This window comes from Streptomyces dangxiongensis (assembly GCF_003675325.1).
GTDB lineage: Bacteria > Actinomycetota > Actinomycetes > Streptomycetales > Streptomycetaceae > Streptomyces > Streptomyces dangxiongensis.
On sequence record NZ_CP033073.1, the window covers coordinates 206,470 to 224,542 of the forward strand.

15 protein-coding genes and 2 pseudogenes are annotated in these 18,073 nt (G+C 72.3%); 10 read left to right on the forward strand and 7 right to left on the reverse strand.

What is annotated here, in order from left to right; translation table 11 throughout:
* Positions 1-17 precede the first annotated feature (17 nt).
* Entirely contained in the window at positions 18-524 is a 507-nt protein-coding gene (locus tag D9753_RS01340) for a MarR family winged helix-turn-helix transcriptional regulator (protein ID WP_121790820.1), read from the reverse strand.
* A 252-nt stretch (positions 525-776) separates the two neighbouring features.
* Positions 777-1,985 carry a phospholipase D-like domain-containing protein gene (locus D9753_RS01345; RefSeq protein ID WP_205614026.1) on the reverse strand — a complete coding sequence of 403 codons (1,209 nt, stop codon included), beginning with the start codon at positions 1,983-1,985 and terminating at the stop codon, positions 777-779.
* A 201-nt stretch (positions 1,986-2,186) separates the two neighbouring features.
* On the opposite strand from D9753_RS01345, the gene D9753_RS01350 reads away from it, so the two are divergent.
* Complete coding sequence (locus tag D9753_RS01350; RefSeq protein WP_240467989.1) at positions 2,187-2,429, forward strand: hypothetical protein; 243 nt, start codon at positions 2,187-2,189, stop codon at positions 2,427-2,429.
* Between the two features lie 44 nt (positions 2,430-2,473).
* Here D9753_RS01350 and D9753_RS01355 read toward each other — a convergent pair whose 3' ends face one another.
* Entirely contained in the window at positions 2,474-3,757 is a 1,284-nt protein-coding gene (locus D9753_RS01355) for a PAS domain-containing protein (protein WP_121785340.1), read from the reverse strand.
* A gap of 345 nt (positions 3,758-4,102) precedes the next feature.
* Between D9753_RS01355 and D9753_RS01360 the strand changes: the two genes are divergently transcribed.
* The 4 genes from D9753_RS01360 to D9753_RS01375 all read left to right on the forward strand — a co-directional run bounded on the left by D9753_RS01360 (position 4,103) and on the right by D9753_RS01375 (position 9,408).
* Positions 4,103-5,476, forward strand: coding sequence for an ATP-grasp domain-containing protein (locus D9753_RS01360; RefSeq protein WP_121785341.1), 1,374 nt, complete (start codon positions 4,103-4,105; stop codon positions 5,474-5,476).
* On the forward strand, positions 5,473-7,485 hold the full coding sequence (locus tag D9753_RS01365; RefSeq protein ID WP_121785342.1) for a PEP/pyruvate-binding domain-containing protein: 2,013 nt from the start codon (positions 5,473-5,475) through the stop codon (positions 7,483-7,485). The genes D9753_RS01360 and D9753_RS01365 overlap by 4 nt, the downstream gene beginning before the upstream one ends.
* 8 nt (positions 7,486-7,493) lie before the next feature.
* Entirely contained in the window at positions 7,494-8,843 is a 1,350-nt protein-coding gene (locus D9753_RS01370; RefSeq protein WP_121785343.1) for an MFS transporter, read from the forward strand.
* Between the two features lie 172 nt (positions 8,844-9,015).
* Positions 9,016-9,408, forward strand: coding sequence for a thiol-disulfide oxidoreductase DCC family protein (locus tag D9753_RS01375; RefSeq protein WP_121785344.1), 393 nt, complete (start codon positions 9,016-9,018; stop codon positions 9,406-9,408).
* A 187-nt stretch (positions 9,409-9,595) separates the two neighbouring features.
* Here D9753_RS01375 and yicI read toward each other — a convergent pair whose 3' ends face one another.
* Positions 9,596-11,872 (reverse strand): alpha-xylosidase, encoded by a 2,277-nt coding sequence (gene yicI / locus D9753_RS01380; protein WP_121785345.1) that lies wholly within the window; start codon positions 11,870-11,872, stop codon positions 9,596-9,598.
* A 370-nt stretch (positions 11,873-12,242) separates the two neighbouring features.
* Here yicI and D9753_RS01385 point away from each other — a divergent pair, with 370 nt between their 5' ends.
* From D9753_RS01385 to D9753_RS39195, 5 genes and pseudogenes are all read left to right on the forward strand, one after another.
* Positions 12,243-13,496, forward strand: coding sequence for an ABC transporter substrate-binding protein (locus D9753_RS01385; protein ID WP_121785346.1), 1,254 nt, complete (start codon positions 12,243-12,245; stop codon positions 13,494-13,496).
* A gap of 11 nt (positions 13,497-13,507) precedes the next feature.
* Positions 13,508-14,449, forward strand: a complete 942-nt coding sequence (locus D9753_RS01390) for a carbohydrate ABC transporter permease (RefSeq protein ID WP_121785347.1) — start codon at positions 13,508-13,510, stop codon at positions 14,447-14,449.
* Positions 14,450-14,454: 5 nt separating this feature from the next.
* Positions 14,455-15,282 (forward strand): carbohydrate ABC transporter permease, encoded by an 828-nt coding sequence (locus tag D9753_RS01395; protein ID WP_121785348.1) that lies wholly within the window; start codon positions 14,455-14,457, stop codon positions 15,280-15,282.
* A gap of 30 nt (positions 15,283-15,312) precedes the next feature.
* Positions 15,313-15,456, forward strand: a pseudogene (locus tag D9753_RS01400) (family 1 glycosylhydrolase); the annotation flags it as partial.
* Entirely contained in the window at positions 15,456-15,581 is a 126-nt protein-coding gene (locus D9753_RS39195) for a hypothetical protein (RefSeq protein WP_121790823.1), read from the forward strand. The pseudogene D9753_RS01400 and the gene D9753_RS39195, both read left to right, overlap by 1 nt.
* A gap of 12 nt (positions 15,582-15,593) precedes the next feature.
* On the opposite strand, the gene D9753_RS01410 is transcribed toward D9753_RS39195, so the two are convergent.
* From D9753_RS01410 to D9753_RS01420, 3 genes and pseudogenes are all read right to left on the reverse strand, one after another.
* Complete coding sequence (locus D9753_RS01410) at positions 15,594-16,412, reverse strand: GNAT family N-acetyltransferase (RefSeq protein WP_121785349.1); 819 nt, start codon at positions 16,410-16,412, stop codon at positions 15,594-15,596.
* Positions 16,409-16,840: pseudogene (locus D9753_RS01415) on the reverse strand (STM4011 family radical SAM protein); the annotation flags it as partial. The pseudogene D9753_RS01415 and the gene D9753_RS01410, both read right to left, overlap by 4 nt.
* Before the next feature lie 164 nt (positions 16,841-17,004).
* On the reverse strand, positions 17,005-17,943 hold the full coding sequence (locus tag D9753_RS01420) for an SDR family oxidoreductase (protein ID WP_121790824.1): 939 nt from the start codon (positions 17,941-17,943) through the stop codon (positions 17,005-17,007).
* Between the last annotated feature and the right edge of the window lie 130 nt (positions 17,944-18,073).

An 18,073-nucleotide genomic window follows, 5' to 3' on the forward strand; every position in this document is an offset into this window, starting at 1 on the left:
GGCGGGCGCGGCGCGTTTCAGGGCTCGGGGCCGTCGGGCACCCGGCCGGGGTCGGCCTGAGCGGCCAGGAATGCCCGCATCCCCCGGCTCAGCGCGTCCCGCTCGCCGGGCGCCATGGCCGCGAGGATCGCGGCGAGCGCCTGCGCCCTGCGCGCGGCCACCTCGCTGAGGACATTGCGGCCGTGGCCGGTGAGGACCAGCCGCACCTCTCGCCGCTTGTGCGGATGCAGCAGCCGTTCGAGCAGACCGGCCGCCTCCAGCCGGTCGCACAGCCGGCTGGCGGTCGGTGGCCCTATCTCCATTCCCATGGCCAGAGCGGTGAGATTGAGCCCCGGCTGTGACTCCAGGATCCTGAGGGCCCGTAGCTGGTGGGGCGACAGCCGCAGGCTCGCCCCCTGGGCGGCCACCGACCACAGGGTCGCCAGACCGTCCGCGGCATCGGCGATCTCCAGCGCGAGGGACAGAGGGTCGTCGTCCCCCGGTCCGCCCGGCCGGTCGTCCCCCGAGCCACTGAGACGAGTCACGAACACTTCGCTTTCAGTAATAGCCTGCCCATACGGATACCACCCTCATTCAAACGCGGTTACCCGACGAGCCGCCGGGCAAGCACCGCCGGCCGGGCCATCGTAGGAGCCGAGGTGACCGAAAGAGCCCGTTACGGTCCGACAACTATTGTCTGAGGGAAATTTCTTCGTACCCGCCCGCCCGTGCCCGGGCAAGAGGCAGGGCCGATCCCGTCCGGGGGCCTCGATACGGACGGGGACGCGGCCGGGGGGTCACAGGAACCGTCGGACCGGGGTGACGGCGGCCTCCTTGGCGCGCTGGAGGACCGCGCGCCGTCTCCAGCGGGCGAGGTCGATGGCCACGCTGTGCCGCAGGTCCTCGTCGTAGTCACGGTCGAGTTCGGCGGTGAACGTCTCGTCCAGGACGGCGAGCATGACCTCTTCGTCGTGGTCCATGGACCGGCGGTTGAAGTTGGTGGAACCGATCAGGGCGGCGACCGAGTCCACCGTGATGATCTTGGCGTGCATCATGGTCGGCTGGTACTGCCGGATATGCACGCCCGCCTCGAGCAGGCGGGTGTAGTGGTGCTGGCCGGCGAGCTGGCAGGCACGCTGGTCGGTGTGGGGGCCGGGGAGCAGGATCTCCACGCGCACACCGCGCCGGGCGGTCCCGCACAGCAGGTCGATGAAGTACGTGTCGGGGGCGAAGTAGGCGGTGGCGAGGCGGAAGCGCTCCTCGGCGGAGGTGAGCATGACCCGGATGAGGGTCTGCATGTCCTGCCAGCCGATGCTCGCCGAACCGCGCACGACCTGCACGACGGACGAGCCGGCCTGACGGTGCTCGGTGAAGCGGTCGCGGTCGTCGAAGAGTTCGTCGTGGCACTCGGCCCAGTTCTGCGCGAACGCGGCCGCGATGCCGTCCACGGCCGGACCGCGCACCTGGACGTGGGTGTCGCGCCACTCGCCGGGATCGCGGGCGTCGCCGCACCACTCCTCCGCGATGCCGACCCCGCCGGTGAACGCGGTGTGCTCGTCGACGATCAGGGCCTTGCGGTGGCAGCGGTGGTTCTGCTTGAACGGCGACAGCCAGACGGGCCTGCGGAACCAGGCCACCTGCACACCCGCCGTGTGCATGAGGTCGAGCAGGTCCCGCTCGATCTCCTTGGCACCGAAACCGTCCAGCAGCAGGCGCACCCGGATCCCCTCACGGGCGCGGTCGGCGAGGGCGGCGGCGAAGTCACGGGCGATCTGCCCCCGCCAGTACACGAACGTCATCATGTCGATCGTGTGCCGGGCCGAACGGATCGCGCCGAGCATCGCGGGGAAGATCTTGTCGCCGTTGCGCAGGGGGAGCAGTTCGTTGCCCTCGGTGGCGGCGATGCCGATCAGCCGCTCCAGGCGGCGGCGCAGGCGCTGCTTGCGGCCAGCCGCGTCGGGCGCGGGGCCACGGGTGGGAGCTGCCGGTATGCCGTCGAGGATCACGCAGGTACTCCGTAGGGCCGGGGAGACGGATGGGTACGGGCCGCGCCGGACGAGCCCGCAGAAGCACATGCCCGGCGGGCCGTGTCTCACTCCCCCGCCCGGACCGCACCGGCCGGCCACCGGGAGCGACCGCAGGTCCACCCGATCGGGCGACACGTCCGACGGTCGGCGCGTCCCGTGCGCCGATTAGGATACGTCCCCGTGGCAGACGTCCCCGATGAGCTGATCAGGCTGGAACGAAGCGCGCAGGAAGAACGGGCCGCGCTCGCCGGCCTCACCGGTGACGAGTACGAGGCGCAGTGGCGCCGCTGGCGGGCGGCGTCCGAGGCGGCGCGGGCGGCCGTCACCCGGCGCGCCGAGACCACCGGGGCCGATGAGCACGAGCTGGAACAGGCCGTGCAGAAGGCTGTCCGGCAGGGCCAGGAGGACCCGGCCGTCGAGTAGGTGCCGACGGCCGGGCCGGACCTGCATGAACGATTCTCCGATGGTTACACCGGACTCAGTGGATGGGCCGCCGTGGCGGACCGGGGCGGCCAGGCCTGGGGGGAGAGGATGCCGAGCACGTAGGCGCGGGCGACCAGGGCCGGGCGGGTGGCGGCGCCCAGCAGGTCGCGCAGCCGGCTCAGGTGGTAGTCGACCGTCTGCCGTGACAGGTGCAGCGTTCCCGCGATGTCCGCGTTGCTGTGCCCGGCGGCCAGCAGGGCGAGGATGCGTACCTGGCTGGCCGTCAGGGGCGGTTGCGCCTCGTGGCGCGGGCCGACGTGGGTGATGACGGCCCACACACCGGGCACGCGGTCAGCGGCGTGGCACACGGCGCTCAGATGGACCCGTACGCGGCGCTGCCGGCTGTCCCCGTCGACGAGCACCGCCGTGGTCCGGGCGCTTCTGCGCCGGCCGCCGACGAGGTCGTGCCAGATCCGGTGCACAGCGGTGCGTTCGGGTGTCCTCGCCAGCAGGGCGTCGGCCGACAGCCCGATCAGGTCGGAGAGGCGGACGCGCAGGAGTTCGGCGACCGCGGTGCCGGCCTCCCCCACCAGTCCGTCGGTGGACAGGCGGACGCAGAGGAGGCCGCTGTGGTCGCGCAGGGTCCTCAGCTCCTCCTCGGCCCGGCGTCGCTGGTCCAGCGCCCGGGTGTGGTCGGTGACGTCGACGTAGATGCCGGCCACGCAGCGGCGCCCGCTCCAGCGGACGGGGAAGCGGTACCCCGCGGCCTGCCCGGAGGTTCCGTCGGGGCGCCGGTAGGTGAGGGTGTGCCGTACGGGCCTGCCCTCGGCCAGGACGGCCCGGTCCAGAGCGAGGAACCGGGTGACGTCGCCCGGTTCGTCGACGTCGGCGAGGTGGCGGCCGATCACGGCGTCGCGCGTGGTGCCGTACAGGTGGGCGTAGGCGTGGTTGGCCCACAGGTAGCGGCCGGTGACGTCGCGCACGAAGGCCGCGGCCGGGGTGAGGTCGGCGAACGCGGCGTACGGGTTGTCCTCCGGCCGGCCGCTCACCTCGACCGCCACCCCCCTGCTGCCGTCGCGGTCGGCGCCGTCGTGGCGAGCCGGCCAGTTGACGTGGAAGGTACGGCCCTCGAAGCACGCCCGGTAGGGCGCGTCGGGGGTGCCGGACGGCCCGTCGCGGTCGGCGCGGAGGGCTTCGAGGAAGCGGCGTGCGGTCCGGTCGTCGTCGAACGCGCCGCCCCCGCTGTCGACCACTTCCAGCCCGCCGTCGGCTTCCCACCAGGACACCGGAAGGGGGGCGAGCAGCGTCTTGAAATCGGCCTCGTCCACGACCCAACTCCTTCAATGGTCCACCACATTACGTTGAGTGACACAGCATGCGTATCCCGTGGCGGAGCAGACATGCGGAGCGGGCGGATGCCGTGCGCGTGCGCACCGACCGGGCACTAGCGCATCACGCGGTCTCCACATGTCGCCAACTGGTCGCGGTAGTCCGGCATTTGCCTGAACGGAGCGCCTAGCAGCGTGTGTCGGGGGGCAGTTGGGGCTGGTTCGCTTGAAGGAGACGGCGGGTCGACTGGCTTCACACCGGCGGAAGTGTCCGCCGGCCGCCGTTTCCCGTCCGGGCGCGGCCCGCGTCCGGGCCTTCGGGACGACCAAGGGAGTTGGGTATCGGTGAGCAAGGTGCTGTACGTGCATGCCAAGGGCGGCCCCCCGGTGGGACATGCCCTCGCGCGGGTGGCCGCGAGGTCCGCGGTGCACCTGCTGGCACTCAGCGAACTGCCCGCCACGGTGGCGGAACGGGCCGCCGGCCTGTGCGACTCGGTGGTCACGCACGCCGCCTCTGAGGGGCGCGACCTGGTGGACGCCATCACGGCCCGGGCCCGGGAGGTGGGCGCGGAGGCGGTCGTCACCTTCTCCGAGTACGCGGTGGTGGCGGTCGCCGAGGCGTCCCGGCGGTCAGGACTGCGCGGTGCCGGGCCCGCCGCCGCGCTCGCCCGGGACAAGCGGCTGATGCGCGCGGCGTGGGAGCGCCGGGGAATACCACAGCCCCGGTTCCGCGCGGTCACGACCGCGGCCGAACTGGAGCGCGCCGCGGCGGAGTTGTCGTTCCCGCTGCTGTTGAAGGCCGCGTGGAGCGCCGGATCGACCGCCCACCAGATCATCGAGACGCCCGGGGACGTGCAGAACGCCTGGCAGCGGTCGCGCGCGGTGATGGCGGAGTCGGCGCTGCTCGGGTTAGCGGAGCTGCATGTCGCCGGGGCCGGCGAGGACTTCATCGTCGAGGAGATCGTCAGCGGATGCGCCGAGGAGTGGTTCGACGGTTCCGGCTGGGGTGACTACGTCAGCGTGGAGGGCGTGGTCGTCGGCGGTGTGTTCCGCCCGGTCTGCGTGAGCGGCCGGATGCCGACGGTGGCGCCGTTCACCGAACGCGCCGGTATCACCCCGGCGGCGCTCGGGAGCGAGGCCCAGGACAGGATCGTGGAACTGGCCCGGCGCGCCGTGGACGCCCTGGGCCTGGAGGACTGCGGCACGCACACGGAGATCAAGCTGGGCTCGGACGGCCGTATGTGGGTGATCGAGACGGCGGCGCGGTTCGGCGGCGCGATGACGGTGCCGCAGATCGAGCAGGTCTTCGGACTGGACCTGGCCGGCATGTTCACCGATCACCTGCTCGGCGGCTCACCCGCCTGGCCGGACCGGGCGTTGGCGCCTCAGGACGCCGTCGGCGCGGCCGGGTCCCTGGTGGTGCTGGCCGTGAACGGTGACGGTTCGCCCTGGACCCGTCGCCATCTGTGGGACTCCGCGACGGTCGTCCGTTCGGCTCCCCTCGGGGCGGGCAGCACGCTGTCCGTCGTGGCCGAGAGCGCCCTGCCCGACGGTGCGCCCGTGCCGGTCTACGACCCTGCCGCCGGCGCCAACACCATGGCGGCCGTGTGCCTGCTGTCGGCCGACCGGCCGCAGACCGTCGTCCGCGACTTCGCCGCCGTGGTGGACGCCCTGCCGCGGATCCTGCCCACGGATGTCACCGAGGAGGCCCGCGCATGACGCACGCACCGGCCGGGGCGGTCGTGCCCGACGCCACCGGCGACCGTACCGTCGTCGGCGCGAACCTGTCGCTGCCGCTGTTCCGCTCGCTGTCCGGGGTACTGGCCGGACACCCTTACCTCAAGGTCGTCGTGGATCGTGCCGAGAAGACCTGGCATCTGCTCGACACCCGGGTGCATCCCTTCCACGTCGACTACATCGCGACCCGCGTCCTCGGCATGACGCTGGACGAACTCGACGCGGACCTCGACGCGTTCAACGCGTCGGTGTACATGGACCCCGGACGCCGGTTCCTCCTCGGGGTGGTGTCCCTGCACACCGAGGAGGAGGCCGACGGCTCCGAGCGGCCCTTCCTCGTGCTGGAGACGACCGAGGCGGACACCATGCCGGGGCCCTTGCTCGAGGAGTTCTACCACTACGTGCGCGGACGGGTGGACGGCCGTCTGCCGCTGCTGCTCAAACCCGCCAACCACGGTCAGGAGCACGAGCTGGCCGCGATCGGCGAGGCGCGTGTGCCGCGCGTCCTCAGCCACGAGCTGTTCGGCAACCGCACCCGCACCTGCCTCAACCCGGGCGAGGCCGAGGGGCGGCTGCGCTACTTCCGCACCACGGCGGAGTACGAGAGCGCGGCCGGGGAGCTGGGCTGGTCGGACATCGTGGCGATGCCCCGGCTGCCCGACGACGTGCCCCGGACCGCCGGCCTCGTCAACACGGTCCCCACGACACCGCTTTCGCACACCAACGTCCTCGCGGCGGGCTGGGGGATCCCGAACGCGATCGTCCGCGACCTGGACGCCCTCGTCCGGCAGGACGGCCTCGACGGCGCGTGGGTGCGCTACCGAGTGCGTGAGGACGCCGTCACCCTGGAGCGGCTGCCCCACGCACCGGCTCTGGAACGGCCCGCCTGGCACCAGCAGCGCATCCGCATCGAGACACCGCTGCTGGAGGAGGCCCCGATCCTGGAGCTGCACCGGCTGCGGTGCGCCGACCGGGACAGTTACGGCACCAAGGCGGCCAACCTCGGGGAGCTGCACCACGTCCTGGACAGCCGCACGGCGGACCTGACGGCGTTCTACGCGCGCCCGCGTCCGCCGCGGCCCGATCTGCTCGGCCACCTCGCCGCCCGGCTGGGCGAGTCGGGAGCGTCACCTCGGCGGCTGCGCGCCGCGGCGGCCGAACGCGTGGCGCGGACGGTCCGCGCCCCGCGGGGCGTGGCGTTGCCGTTCCGGCTGCACCATCTGTTCCTCACCTCCTCCCCCGCCCTCCAACAGGGCATCGGCAAGCTGAAGATGGCGCTCGAACTCGACGCCCTCGACGTGATCGACCCGCTGTCCCTGCACCTTCAGCACCTGACGTGCAGCACGCCGATGCCCGAGGAGGTGACGCGGGCGATCACCGCCTCCGTGGCGGCGCTCATGGCCGACGGACGCCGTCTGGTCGTGCGCTCCTCCTCCAATGCCGAGGACCTGCCCGGCTTCTCGGCCGCCGGGATCTACGACTCGGTGACCACCGTGCGCGGCACGGACCAGCTCATGGACGCCGTACGACAGGTGTGGGCGTCACTGTTGTCGCCGCGCAGCGTGCGCCTGCGGCACCAGGTCGGCATCCCCCTGGACGACACCTACATGGGCGTGATCGTCCAGGAGTACGTGCCCGCCGGTCTGGGGGGCGTGCTCGTGACCTGCGATCCCACCCGCCCCGAGGACTTCCGCAACGTGTACCTGAACTGCACGCCCGGCTCGCCCGAGCAGGTGGTCGACGGCACGGTGCTACCGCAGCAGTACCTCTACAACACCGTGGAGGGCGGCGGGCGTACGGTCGGCATCGGCTCGTCGGGACAGGACCTCCCGGCGGCGACACGCGCCTCGCTGGCCGAACTCGCCCTCGTCGGACGTCTGCTGCAGTCCCACTTCAGCGAGGACGATCCCGACGGCGCCCTGGACATCGAGTGGCTCATGACCGCGGAGGGGGCCTTCCACCTGGTCCAGGTCCGCCCCTACGCCCGGTGAGGCGCCGTATGTCCCTCCTGCGGTCCTCGCCCCCCGTACCGGCGCCGCCCCCGGCCGCGCGCCACGTCATCCGCCTCAACAACGGGTTCCAGTTGCTGTTCAACCTGCTGTGGTGGATGCCCGTGTTCTACGCCTACCAGCGTGACGCGGGTCTGTCCGACGGGCAGATCTTCGGCATCCAGAGCATCTACTACATCGCCTTCTGCCTGTTCGAGATACCGACCGGAGCCATCGCCGACCGCATCGGCGCCCGCAACTGCCTGCGCGCGGGAGCGGTGGTCATGACGGCGGCGAACCTGGCGCCGGTGCTGGCCCCGACGTACACCGGTTTCCTCGCGCACTTCCTCGCCATCGCGGCCGGGCGTTCCCTGGCGTCGGGCGCGGCGAGCGCCTATCTGTACGACGGGCTGCGCGCCGAGCGGGCGGAGGCCCACTATCTCAAGGCGGAGGGCACGGCGCGCGCCCTCGGGCTCGCCGCCAAGGTCGTGTGCTGGCCGCTCGTCGGGCCGCTGATGACCCTGGCCCCGCAGACACCGTACGTACTCAGCGCGGCGTGCGCGGCCGGTTCCCTCGGCTGCGCCCTCGCCCTGCCGCGGCTCGCCACGGGCGGCACGGACACCCGCCGCCGTGACCCGGCGCGGCGCGGCGGCGGCGTCCTGCACGACACGGGCGCCGCCCTGCGCGCCCTGTGGTCGTCGCCGTGGCTGGCGCTGCTCATGGTCCAGGGCGTCGCCGTGTTCACGCTGTCGCGGATCTGCCAGGTCAACCTGTTCCAGCCGGTGCTGCTGGAGCACGGCATCAAGGAGAGCGCGCACGGCAGTGTGCTCGCGGCGATGACGGTCGCCGAGGCCGTGGCGTCGGCCCGTCCCCAGTGGCTGAGCCGCCGGCTGCCGCCCGCCGGCTGGGTGTCGCTGCTGAGCGTGGCCCTGGCCGCCGTTCTGGCGGGCACCGTAGTAGGCGGCCCGTGGACCGTGGTCGCGCTGCTGTGCGCGTTCGCCGCGATCACCGGGTTCGTCTATCCGGTGCAGCGCAAGCTCATCAACGACGCCATCCCGGTGCACGCGCCGCGGGCCACGCTGCTGTCGGTGGAGAGCATCGTGGACCGCGGCGTGTGCGCGGCGGCCGCGGTGGCCGCGGGTGCCTGTCTGGCGGCGGGGCGACTGGACGCGCTGCTCTGGTACAGCGCCGCGATCACCGGCGTCGTGATGCCGGCGCTCCACCTGGCCCTGCGCCGGACCGGCCGGCGCGATACCCCGGCCGGGAAGGCCCGCGCCACGGCCGCTCCCCGCGCGGGCGCCCCGGCGCCGGACGAGCCCGTCTCCCTGCCCGTCGACGAGGGAGCGGCACCGCGCGCCTGACCGGCGCGCCCCGCCGGGCGACCCGGTCGGGCGCGAGAGAGGTCCTTCTCGGACACCGGGAAGGGCCTCCCGCCCACAGGGCCCCGGCCCGGCGGACTCTCCGCCGGACCGGTGGTGCCCTTCCGTCGGTGGCCGCGGGTGTTCCGGTGCGCGGGTGCGGCACCATGGACGCATGCGGACGCAACCTGTACTGGTCTACGACGGTGACTGCGGCTTCTGCACGGCCTCCCTGGCGCTCGCCCGGAAGTGGATCGAGCCTCGCTGCGAGGTGGTGGCCCAGCAGCACGCACCGCTGGACGAACTGGGCGTCACCACGCGGCGAGCCGCGTACGAGGCGCTGTGGGTCACCCCGGACGGGACCGTGTACGGGGGTGCCCAGGCGGTCGCCCGGCTGCTGTCCAGCCGGGGCGGCGGCTGGGGCGTTCTCGGCGCACTGCTGCGGCTCCCCCCGATGCGCTGGATCGCCCACGGCGTCTACCGCCTCGTCGCCCGCAACCGGCACCGGCTGCCGGGCGGTACGGCGGCCTGCGCCCTGCCGGTCGGGGCCGGCCCCGACCGCCGGTAGCCGGACGCCGGACCCCCGAAACCGGTGGCCGGCGGCCGGCGGCCGGCGGCCGGCGGCCGGAACGAACCCGCCGGGCCGACACCCGGTGCCGGTGCAGATGCCGGTGCCCATACCCGTGCCGGTGTTGCCCGCGGCGGGGTGGCCCGCCTGCCGTCGGTGCCGGCGGTGGTCTCCCCGGGCCGGCCGGTCACCGCAGCGGGACCGTGACCTCACCCGTGCCGTCGGTGTGCGCGCCGCCGGCGACCCGCACGGTGAAGGGCCGGTCGAAACCGTCCGCGGTGACGCGCAGGAGGCCGCCCTCGCGCCGGACGCGGAACCGCGCGGCCGGCGAGCCGGTCAGGTCGGGGACGCTGACCTCGTGGGTGTACTCGGCGGTGGCCGACGGGTGGACGAGCAGGGTGGGGTTGTCCAGCCAGTCGCCGTCGGGCCGCTGGTCGTCGGTGGCCAGCGGCAGGACGGCGCCCTCACGTACGTAGAGCGGAAGACTGTCGTAGCCGTGCCGTTCGGTGCGCCACACCGGGCCGGTGACCTGCTCGCCGCTGAGCAGGTGGGTCCAGGTGCCCTCGGGGAGATAGACCTCCACCTGGCCGTCGTCACCGAACACGGGGGCGACCAACAGGTCCGGGCCGAGCATGTACTGCCGGTCGAGCGGGCGGCATGCGGGGTCGCGCGGGAACTCCAGGACCATGGGGCGCATCACGGGGACGCCGGTGTGGTGGGCCTCGGACGCGGCGCCGTACAGATAGGGCATGAGGCGGTGCTTGAGCAGGGTGAACCGCCGGGCGACGTCGACGGCCTCGGCACCGAACTCCCACGGCACGCGGTACGACGACGAGCCGTGCAGGCGGCTGTGGGAGGACAGCAGACCGAAGGCCAGCCAGCGCTTGAAGACCGCCGGGTCGGGGGTGCCCTCGAAGCCTCCGATGTCGTGGCTCCAGAAACCGAAGCCGCTCAGGGACAGGGACAGACCGCCCCTGAGCGACTCGGCCATGGCCTCGAAGGACGCCCAGCAGTCGCCGCCCCAGTGCACGGGGTACTGCTGGCCGCCGGCGGTCGCGGAGCGGGCGAAGAGCACGGCCTCGCCCGCTCCGCGCTCCTCCTCGAGGAGTTCGAACACGGTCCGGTTGTACAGGTGGGTGTAGTAGTTGTGCATCCGCTGCGGATCGGAGCCGTCGTGCCAGACGACGTCGGTCGGGACGCGCTCGCCGAAGTCGGTCTTGAAGCAGTCCACGCCCTGCTCCAGCAGGGGCTTCAGCTTGGACCGGAACCAGGCGCGGGCGTCGGGGCTGGTGAAGTCGACCAGTCCCATGCCGGCCTGCCACAGGTCCCACTGCCACACGTCGCCGTCGGGCCGGCGCACGAGGTGGCCGAGCGCGGCCGCCTCGTCGAACAGCGGGGACTTCTGCGCGATGTACGGGTTGATCCAGGCGCTGACCCGCAGCCCCCTGGCCTTCAGCCGGGCGAGCATGCCCTCCGGGTCGGGGAAGACCTCGGGGTCCCACGCGAAGTCGCACCACTGGTACTCGCGCATCCAGAAGCAGTCGAAGTGGAACACCGACAGCGGGATGCCGCGCTCGGCCATGCCGTCGACGAACGACATCACCGTCGGCTCGTCGTAGTCGGTGGTGAAGGAGGTGGTCAGCCACAGGCCGAAGGACCAGGCGGGCGGCAGGGCCGGGCGGCCCGTGAGGGCGGTGTAGCGGGTGAGGACGTCCTTAGGGGAGGGCCCGGCGACGATGTGGTACTCCACCGTCTGGTCCTCGACGCTGAACTGCACCTGCCCCACGGATTCGGAGCCGACCTCGAAGGAGACCCTGCCCGGGTGGTTGACGAAGACGCCGTAGCCGCGTGAGGACAGGTAGAACGGGATGTTCTTGTAGGCCTGTTCGCTGCTGGTGCCGCCGTCGGCCTGCCAGACATCGACGGTCTGGCCGTTCTTGACGAACGGTGTGAAGCGCTCGCCGAGGCCGTAGACCTGCTCACCGACGCCGAGCGCAAGCTGGGCGAGGACGTGGTGGGCACCGTCGTCGGTGGTGGCGAACGCGGTGCCCTTGCGGCCGGCCCGGGTCAGCTCCCGTCCGTCCGCGTCGTGGAAGGTCAGGGCCCAGGGAGCGGCCCGGTCCAGGCGCAGGGTCAGCGGGCCGCTGGTCAGCTCGGTGACGGTGCCGTCCCGCCGGATCTCGCCCGTACCCGCGCCGCCGGGCCCGGCCGCCAGGTCGAACTCCGGGCCCGGCCGCGTCCTGCCGGCGTGGTGGGTGACGCGCACACCGATGACACCCTCGGCGGGCGAGAAGCAGTCGACGGTGAGGAGCGGCGCGTTGAGCGTGTCCCCTCTGCGCGTCACCTTCTGTGTGGCGGCATAGGCGGTGAAGCGCTTCGATTCGATGCGCACGTCGCGCACCTCGGCGGCGTAGGCGATGTGAACGCCATCGCGGACGCGCCAGAACCCGTTGGTGAACTTCATGGTCTTCCTCGGGGGAGCAGGGCTGTTCGGCGGGGACTGCGGAGGCTGTCGTCCCGGCGTGGGGATCGTACACACGGCGGGCGGGGGCCGTCGGCACCCGATGCCGGAAAAACCCGGTGGGAGCTGGGCTTATTCGGATATGGACAACAGGGGTGAGGGCGGAGGGCGGGAGAACGGATTCGTGCACGGGACTAGCGGGACGGCTGGGTTCTGACGTATTAGTCATCGCAGCGAACAAAAGCACCGGTGAGGATGCCGACGACACGACAGCAAGGGCCGCAGCATGTCGAAGCGCTTCAACGAAATGCGTCACCGCCTTCGCGGCGCCCACTGACGCCCGTCCCTCCCCCTCCCACGCAAGGGCACCCACGTGACAGCACCCACTCCTGCTGCCGCGCGCCGCGCACGCTCCCGCAGGGCCGTGACGCCGCTCGCCGCCGTCTGCGTCCTGGTCGCCGGGGCGGCCCTGACCGGATGCGGCTCGCAGCGCGACAGCGACGTCTACACCGTGATGAACTCCTCGACCGACGAGTCCTACCATCGCTGGGACGCCCGGGCGATGGCCCGCTGCGGCCGGCGGCTGGGCGTCACCGTCGAGCAGCGAAGCGTCCCGGCCGCGCAGGTGATGACGAAGGCGCTGCGCATGGCGTCCTCCGAGTCGCTGCCCGACATCGTCCAGTTCGACGCCTCCGAGATGCCGACGTTCGCCGGGGCCGGCGGGCTGATCGACCTCAGGACCCTGGGCCTGCGCACCGACGGCATCCCCCGGGGCATCGTCGACTTCGGTTCCTACAAGGGGACGTACTACGGCGCGGCCCGCTCGGTGAACACGCTCGCGCTGTTCTACGACAAGGACGCCCTCGCCGGGGCGGGGCTCGGGGTCCCGCGCACCTGGGCCGAGTTGCGCGCGGCGGCGAAGAAGCTGACCCACGGCAAGCGGTACGGTCTGGCGCTCAGCGCGGGCGGCGCCGAGGACGGCGTCTTCCAGTTCACCCCGTTCATGTGGTCCAACGGCGGCGACGAGAGGCATCTCGACGGGCCGCGGGTCGTCGAGGCGCTGGACTTCTGGAAGTCCCTGCTGGACGACGGTTCGCTGTCGAGGTCGACGGTCGGCTGGACGCAGGCGGACGTCAACGACCGGTTCATGGCGGGCAACGCGGCTATGATGATCAACGGGCCGTGGCAGGTGGAGACGCTGAACACCCACAAGTCGCTGCACTGGGGCATCGCACGGATTCCGGTGCCGAAGGCCGGGGACAGGTCGGTGGGTCCCCTCGGCGGTGCGGTTCTCACGGTCCCGAACACCGGGGACAGGCCGCGGGAGAGGATGGCCGGGCGGATCGTCGCATGTCTGTCCGGTGCGAAGGAGCAGCTGACGTACGCGCTCAATAGCTGGATGGTGCCGGCTGCCGAGAAGGCCGCCGCGGTGTGGCGCGAGCGGGTGCCCGAGCTGGACGCCCTCGCCGACCAGGTGGCCACGGCCCGCTCCCGCACGGCCGAGCTGGGCGCCGGCTGGCCGGGCGTGTCGCTCGCCCTCCAGAGCGCCTTCCAGTCCGCGCTGACCGGCGAGTCCAGCAAGGCCGCCCTGACACGGGCCCAGCAGCGGGCCACGAGCGGGAACTGAGGTACGCGCACATGACCACGTCCACCGTCACCGTCCCGGCGCGCGGGGCGGCCGGCGCCCCGGGTCCGGGACGGCTGCGCCTGCGGCGCCGCCTGGCACAGTGGGGGTTCGTCGCCCCCGCGGTCGTCTTCATGCTGCTGTTCTTCGGCTACCCGCTCGTCCGCAATGTCGTGATGAGCTTCCAGCACTACACACCGGAGACGTTCTTCACCGGCAGGGCCCCCTTCAACGGCGTCGACAACTGGTCGCACGTCCTGCGGGACGCCCTGTTCGGCAGGGCGCTGTGGCACACGCTCGTGTTCACCGCCGGATCGCTGCTCGGGCAGTTCTGCGCCGGTCTCGCGCTCGCGGTGTTCTTCAGCCGCAGGTTCCCGCTCAACGGCGTCCTGCGGTCGCTGATCCTGCTGCCCTGGCTGGTGCCCATGGTGGTGTCGGGCATCGTGTGGCGGCGGATCCTGGACCAGGACACGGGCGTGCTGAACTCGTTCCTGGACACGCTCGGCCTCGGCGGCCACACCCCGTGGCTGACCAGTCCCCACCTGGCCCTGCTGTCGGTCATCCTGGTCAACATCTGGATCGGTGTCCCGTTCAACATGGTCATCCTCTACGGCGGTCTCCAGGAGATCCCCGCGGAGCTGTACGAGGCCGCCTCGCTGGACGGTGCCTCGGCCTGGCGGACGTTCCGCTCCGTGACCCTGCCGATGCTCAGGCCGGTGATCACCGTCGTCCTGGTCCTCGGCTTCATGTCGACGGTGAAGATCCTCGACCTGATCCTCGCGCTCACCGACGGCGGCCCGGCCGACGCCACCCAGACCCTGGGCACGCTGACCTACCAGAACTCGTTCGTGCAACTGGACTTCGGGGCGGGCGCGGTCGTCGGCAACGTCCTGATTCTCGTCTCCGCGGTGTTCGCGGTCATCTACCTGCGGGCCGGCCGCAGCGAGGGGAAGTGACGTCCATGGCCTCCCGTACGCCCACGACTTCCGGTCGCCGCTGGGGTTCCACCCTCGCCGGTGTGCTCATCCTGTGCGTGATGCTCTTCCCGCTGTACTGGATGCTCGACACCGCTCTCCAGCCCGCGTCGGGACTGCTCCAGGTCGATCCGGTGCCGAGCCGCCCGGACCTGTCCGGCTTCTCCAAGGCCCTCGGTGACCAGGGCGGGCACCTGCTGACCTCCCTGGCCGTCTCGCTCGGCGCGGTCGTCCTCTGCCTGGCGGTCTCCGCGCCGGCGGCGTACGGACTGGCCCGGTTCGGGCTGCGGGGCACCCGGACGATCGTGTTCGGCACCCTGATCACCCAGATGGTCCCGGGCATCGTCATCGCCAACGCGCTGTACGACTCGTACGTCGAACTGGGCTTGGTCAACTCCTACTTCGGGCTGATGCTGGCGGACTCCTCGCTCGGCATCCCGTTCTCCATCGTGCTGATGCGGTCCTTCATGCTGTCGATCCCGGGGGAGGTCGTCGAGGCGGCGCAGATGGACGGTGCCGGGCCGGTGCGGACGTTCGTGCGGGTGGTGCTGCCGATGAGCCGCAACGCGCTCATCACCTCGGGCCTGTTCGCGTTCCTGTTCTCGTGGAGCGACTTCATGTTCGCCCTGACCCTGAACACCACCGACGACGTCAAGCCGGTCACGCTGGGCATCTACCAGTACATCGGCGCGCACGTCGGCGACTGGGGCTCGGTGATGGCCGCGTCCGTCCTGTCCGCGGTGCCGGCGGCGATCCTGCTCGTCCTCGCCCAGAAGTACATCGCCGCCGGCATCACCGGCGGTTCCGTCAAGTGACCCGCACCTCCTTCGGGACGGGCCCCTCTCATGAGTGACTTCCCCATGTTCCCGCCCGGCTTCGTCCTCGGCGCCGCGACCGCCTCGTACCAGATCGAGGGAGCGGTGCGGGAGGACGGCCGCGGCCCGTCGATCCGGGACACCTACCGCCACACCCCCGCAGGCGGTTCGGGATCGTCCGGGTCGACTATGACACCCAGGAACGCACCCCCAAGGACAGCTACCGCTGGTACCGGGCGATGATCCCCGCACAGCCCCGCCGACCGGGTCCGCCGCCCCTGGGTGTCCGCGAGGGCTGAACGCGGTGTCCGTCAGGTGGGCGAGACCTTCGTCTCGCTCAGGGCGTAGAAGTGGACGGGCGAGTTCGGCCGGAAGCCGATACGGGGGTACACGGGAGCCCCGGCCGCGGTCGCGTGCAGGGTGGCGCGGGTCAGGCCGGTGGCGCGGGCGCCCTCGTACAGGGCCTTGCGCGTCACCGCCTCTGCGTAGCCCCTGCGCTCCCACCCCGGGGCGGTGGCGACGAGGACGACGAAGAGCCGGCCCTCCGCCTCGACCGTTCCCGCGCACGTCACCGGGACACCGTCCCGTACCCCCAGGTAGGCGTGCACCTGGCTCTTCCACGCCGCGGACCCGAGCAGCCCGTCGCGGCCGGCCTCCAGCGGGAACCCGTAGGCGCGTGAGTTCAGGTCCGCGTACGCCCGGAGGTGTTCGTCCGTGGTCACGCGGACGAACGTCAGCTCGGGGTGGGACGGTTCGGGGACGGGGAGGAGGTCTCCGGCCATGCCGGTGCCGGAGAAGGCGTACACGAGGCCCGCCCGCTCGGCCGCCGTCCGCACGTGCCCGAGTGCCCCGTCACCGAGGAGGTCCTCGAAGAGCCACAGGAATCCGGGGTGTGTCTTGGCGCGCATGATGTCCGCGGCCCGGCTCAGTCGTCGCCCGGCGAGCGCGGCGTCCGCGCCGACGTCCGTCAGGGTGACGCAGTTCCAGAAGGGGAACCGGCAGTCGGCCCAGCGGACGGCGATGCCCGGAAGGTCCCGCACATCGGCGCCCGCGTCGCGGTCGAGCACCAGCGCCCGCCAGACGACGGTGAGTTGTTCCATCGATTCGACCGCTTCCGTACGATCCCTCATCGTTCTCCCGGGTGGTGGAGTTGCCGCTGTCCGCTTCCCGGCCACGCTACGTCAACGGGCGGACGCGCAGGGTCGTTCCGGTGCGCCGGGACACGTTCCGGGACACCGCCGGCGAAGACGTCGTACAGCGGGAGCGTCTCCAGGTGGACGTAGCCGATGTGACAGTCGCGCACCGCCAGGGGGCAGGGGCACGGTCGCAGGGCCGCGCGGTAGGAGCCGTCGTAGAGGTTGCCGAGGCCGGCGCGCACGAAGTGGCAGCGGCGGACGGTGCCGTCGTCGTCGACCGAGATCACCGACTCGCCGGTGCGTCAGGGCAGTGCAGCGCAGGTGTGCGGGTGCCGGCCGTAGGGGAAGGGAGGGTCCAGCCGGGTCCGCGCGGCGGCGTCCGCGTCGTCGTACGTGTGGCCCCCGGCGGCGTTCACCCACACAACGCGGACTGCCGGGACGGTCCCGCAGGCGATGCCGGTGGCCGGCCCCGCTGCCGCTGCCTTGCAGGCGGTGGCGCGCGCCCTGGGAACGGACCGGCAGGCGGGACACCGGTTCGGTGTCCGTTCGGCGCCGGTGGTCGGCCGGGAACGGGACCGGACGGTTCCTACCGCTGTGGGCCGGGGCGCGGGTGCGCGGCGGAGAACGCGTCCCAGTCGGCGTGCCCTCCGGCGCCCAGCACTTCCACGTCGTCCGCCAGTCCCGCCCCGGAACGTGCCCGGAGTTCGCGCCGGGCGAGCCGGGCGACCAGGGCGGGGAAGAGCGGCCTCAAGGGCTGGCACCAGCGCAGCCACGGCGGGGCGTAGACGTGGTGGGCGCGGTGCAGGACGCCGGTGGTGAGCCAGTCGGCCACCTGCGCGGGCGTGTGGACCCGGCGTGCGAACCAGGGCTGGTTCTGGCGCAGGGCCCGCAGGACGGGATGGTCGTCGATGCCGCTGATCATGTCCGTGCCGGTCCAGTGGAGGTAGGCGATGCCGACGGCGACGCCGTCGGGTTCGACCTCGCCGCGCAGCGCCTGGGCGAAGGATTCCACGCCCGCCTTGGAGGCGCAGTAGGCGCTCATCATGGGGGCGGAGCCGAAGGCCGCGGTGGAGGCGATCTGGAGGAAGTAGCCCCGTGTGCGGGTGAGTTGCGGCAGGAAGGCCCTGGCGGTGTTGGCGGCGCCGACCAGGTTGACGTCGATGACCCGTTGCCACAGGCCGGCTTCCGTGCGGCTGAACGGGCCGCCGACGGCGATGCCCGCGTTGGCCACGAGCACGCTGGCCGGGCCGAGCTGTTCGGCGACCTGCCGGGCTGCACGGTCGAGCGCGGCACGGTCGGTGACGTCCGCTTCGACGCAGAGGCTCGGCGAGGGCAGGGCCGCGGCCGCCTGCCGCAGGGTCTCCGCTTCACGGCCGAGCAGCGCCACCTTCATCCCGGCGCCGGACAGGCGCCGGGCGAGCGCCTCACCGACTCCCCGGGCCGCTCCGGTGACGACGGCGACGCGTCCCTGCAAAGGTGTGCCATGACCGGGGGCCTGCCCGCCGGTGCCCGCGATGTCGCGCATCCGATCCTCGTGTTCGTCGGCCACCCGCGGTGGCGTTCTCTACGGCACTACCCGGAACGGACGGATCTGGCTCTCCGCCATGCGGAGTGACCGGGCTGAGCCAGGTCGGGGACGGCGTGACCGTAGAGCC

Excerpts from the sequence above, each read along its gene's own strand:
- D9753_RS01365 (WP_121785342.1), top strand. The coding sequence starts at position 5,473 with ATGACGCACGCACCGGCCGGGGCGGTCGTGCCCGACGCCACCGGCGAC.
- D9753_RS01370 (WP_121785343.1), top strand. The coding sequence starts at position 7,494 with ATGTCCCTCCTGCGGTCCTCGCCCCCCGTACCGGCGCCGCCCCCGGCC.
- D9753_RS01375 (WP_121785344.1), top strand. The coding sequence starts at position 9,016 with ATGCGGACGCAACCTGTACTGGTCTACGACGGTGACTGCGGCTTCTGC.
- yicI (WP_121785345.1), bottom strand. The coding sequence starts at position 11,872 with ATGAAGTTCACCAACGGGTTCTGGCGCGTCCGCGATGGCGTTCACATC.
- D9753_RS01390 (WP_121785347.1), top strand. The coding sequence starts at position 13,508 with ATGACCACGTCCACCGTCACCGTCCCGGCGCGCGGGGCGGCCGGCGCC.
- D9753_RS01395 (WP_121785348.1), top strand. The coding sequence starts at position 14,455 with ATGGCCTCCCGTACGCCCACGACTTCCGGTCGCCGCTGGGGTTCCACC.
- D9753_RS01410 (WP_121785349.1), bottom strand. The coding sequence starts at position 16,412 with ATGAGGGATCGTACGGAAGCGGTCGAATCGATGGAACAACTCACCGTC.
- D9753_RS01420 (WP_121790824.1), bottom strand. The coding sequence starts at position 17,943 with ATGCGCGACATCGCGGGCACCGGCGGGCAGGCCCCCGGTCATGGCACA.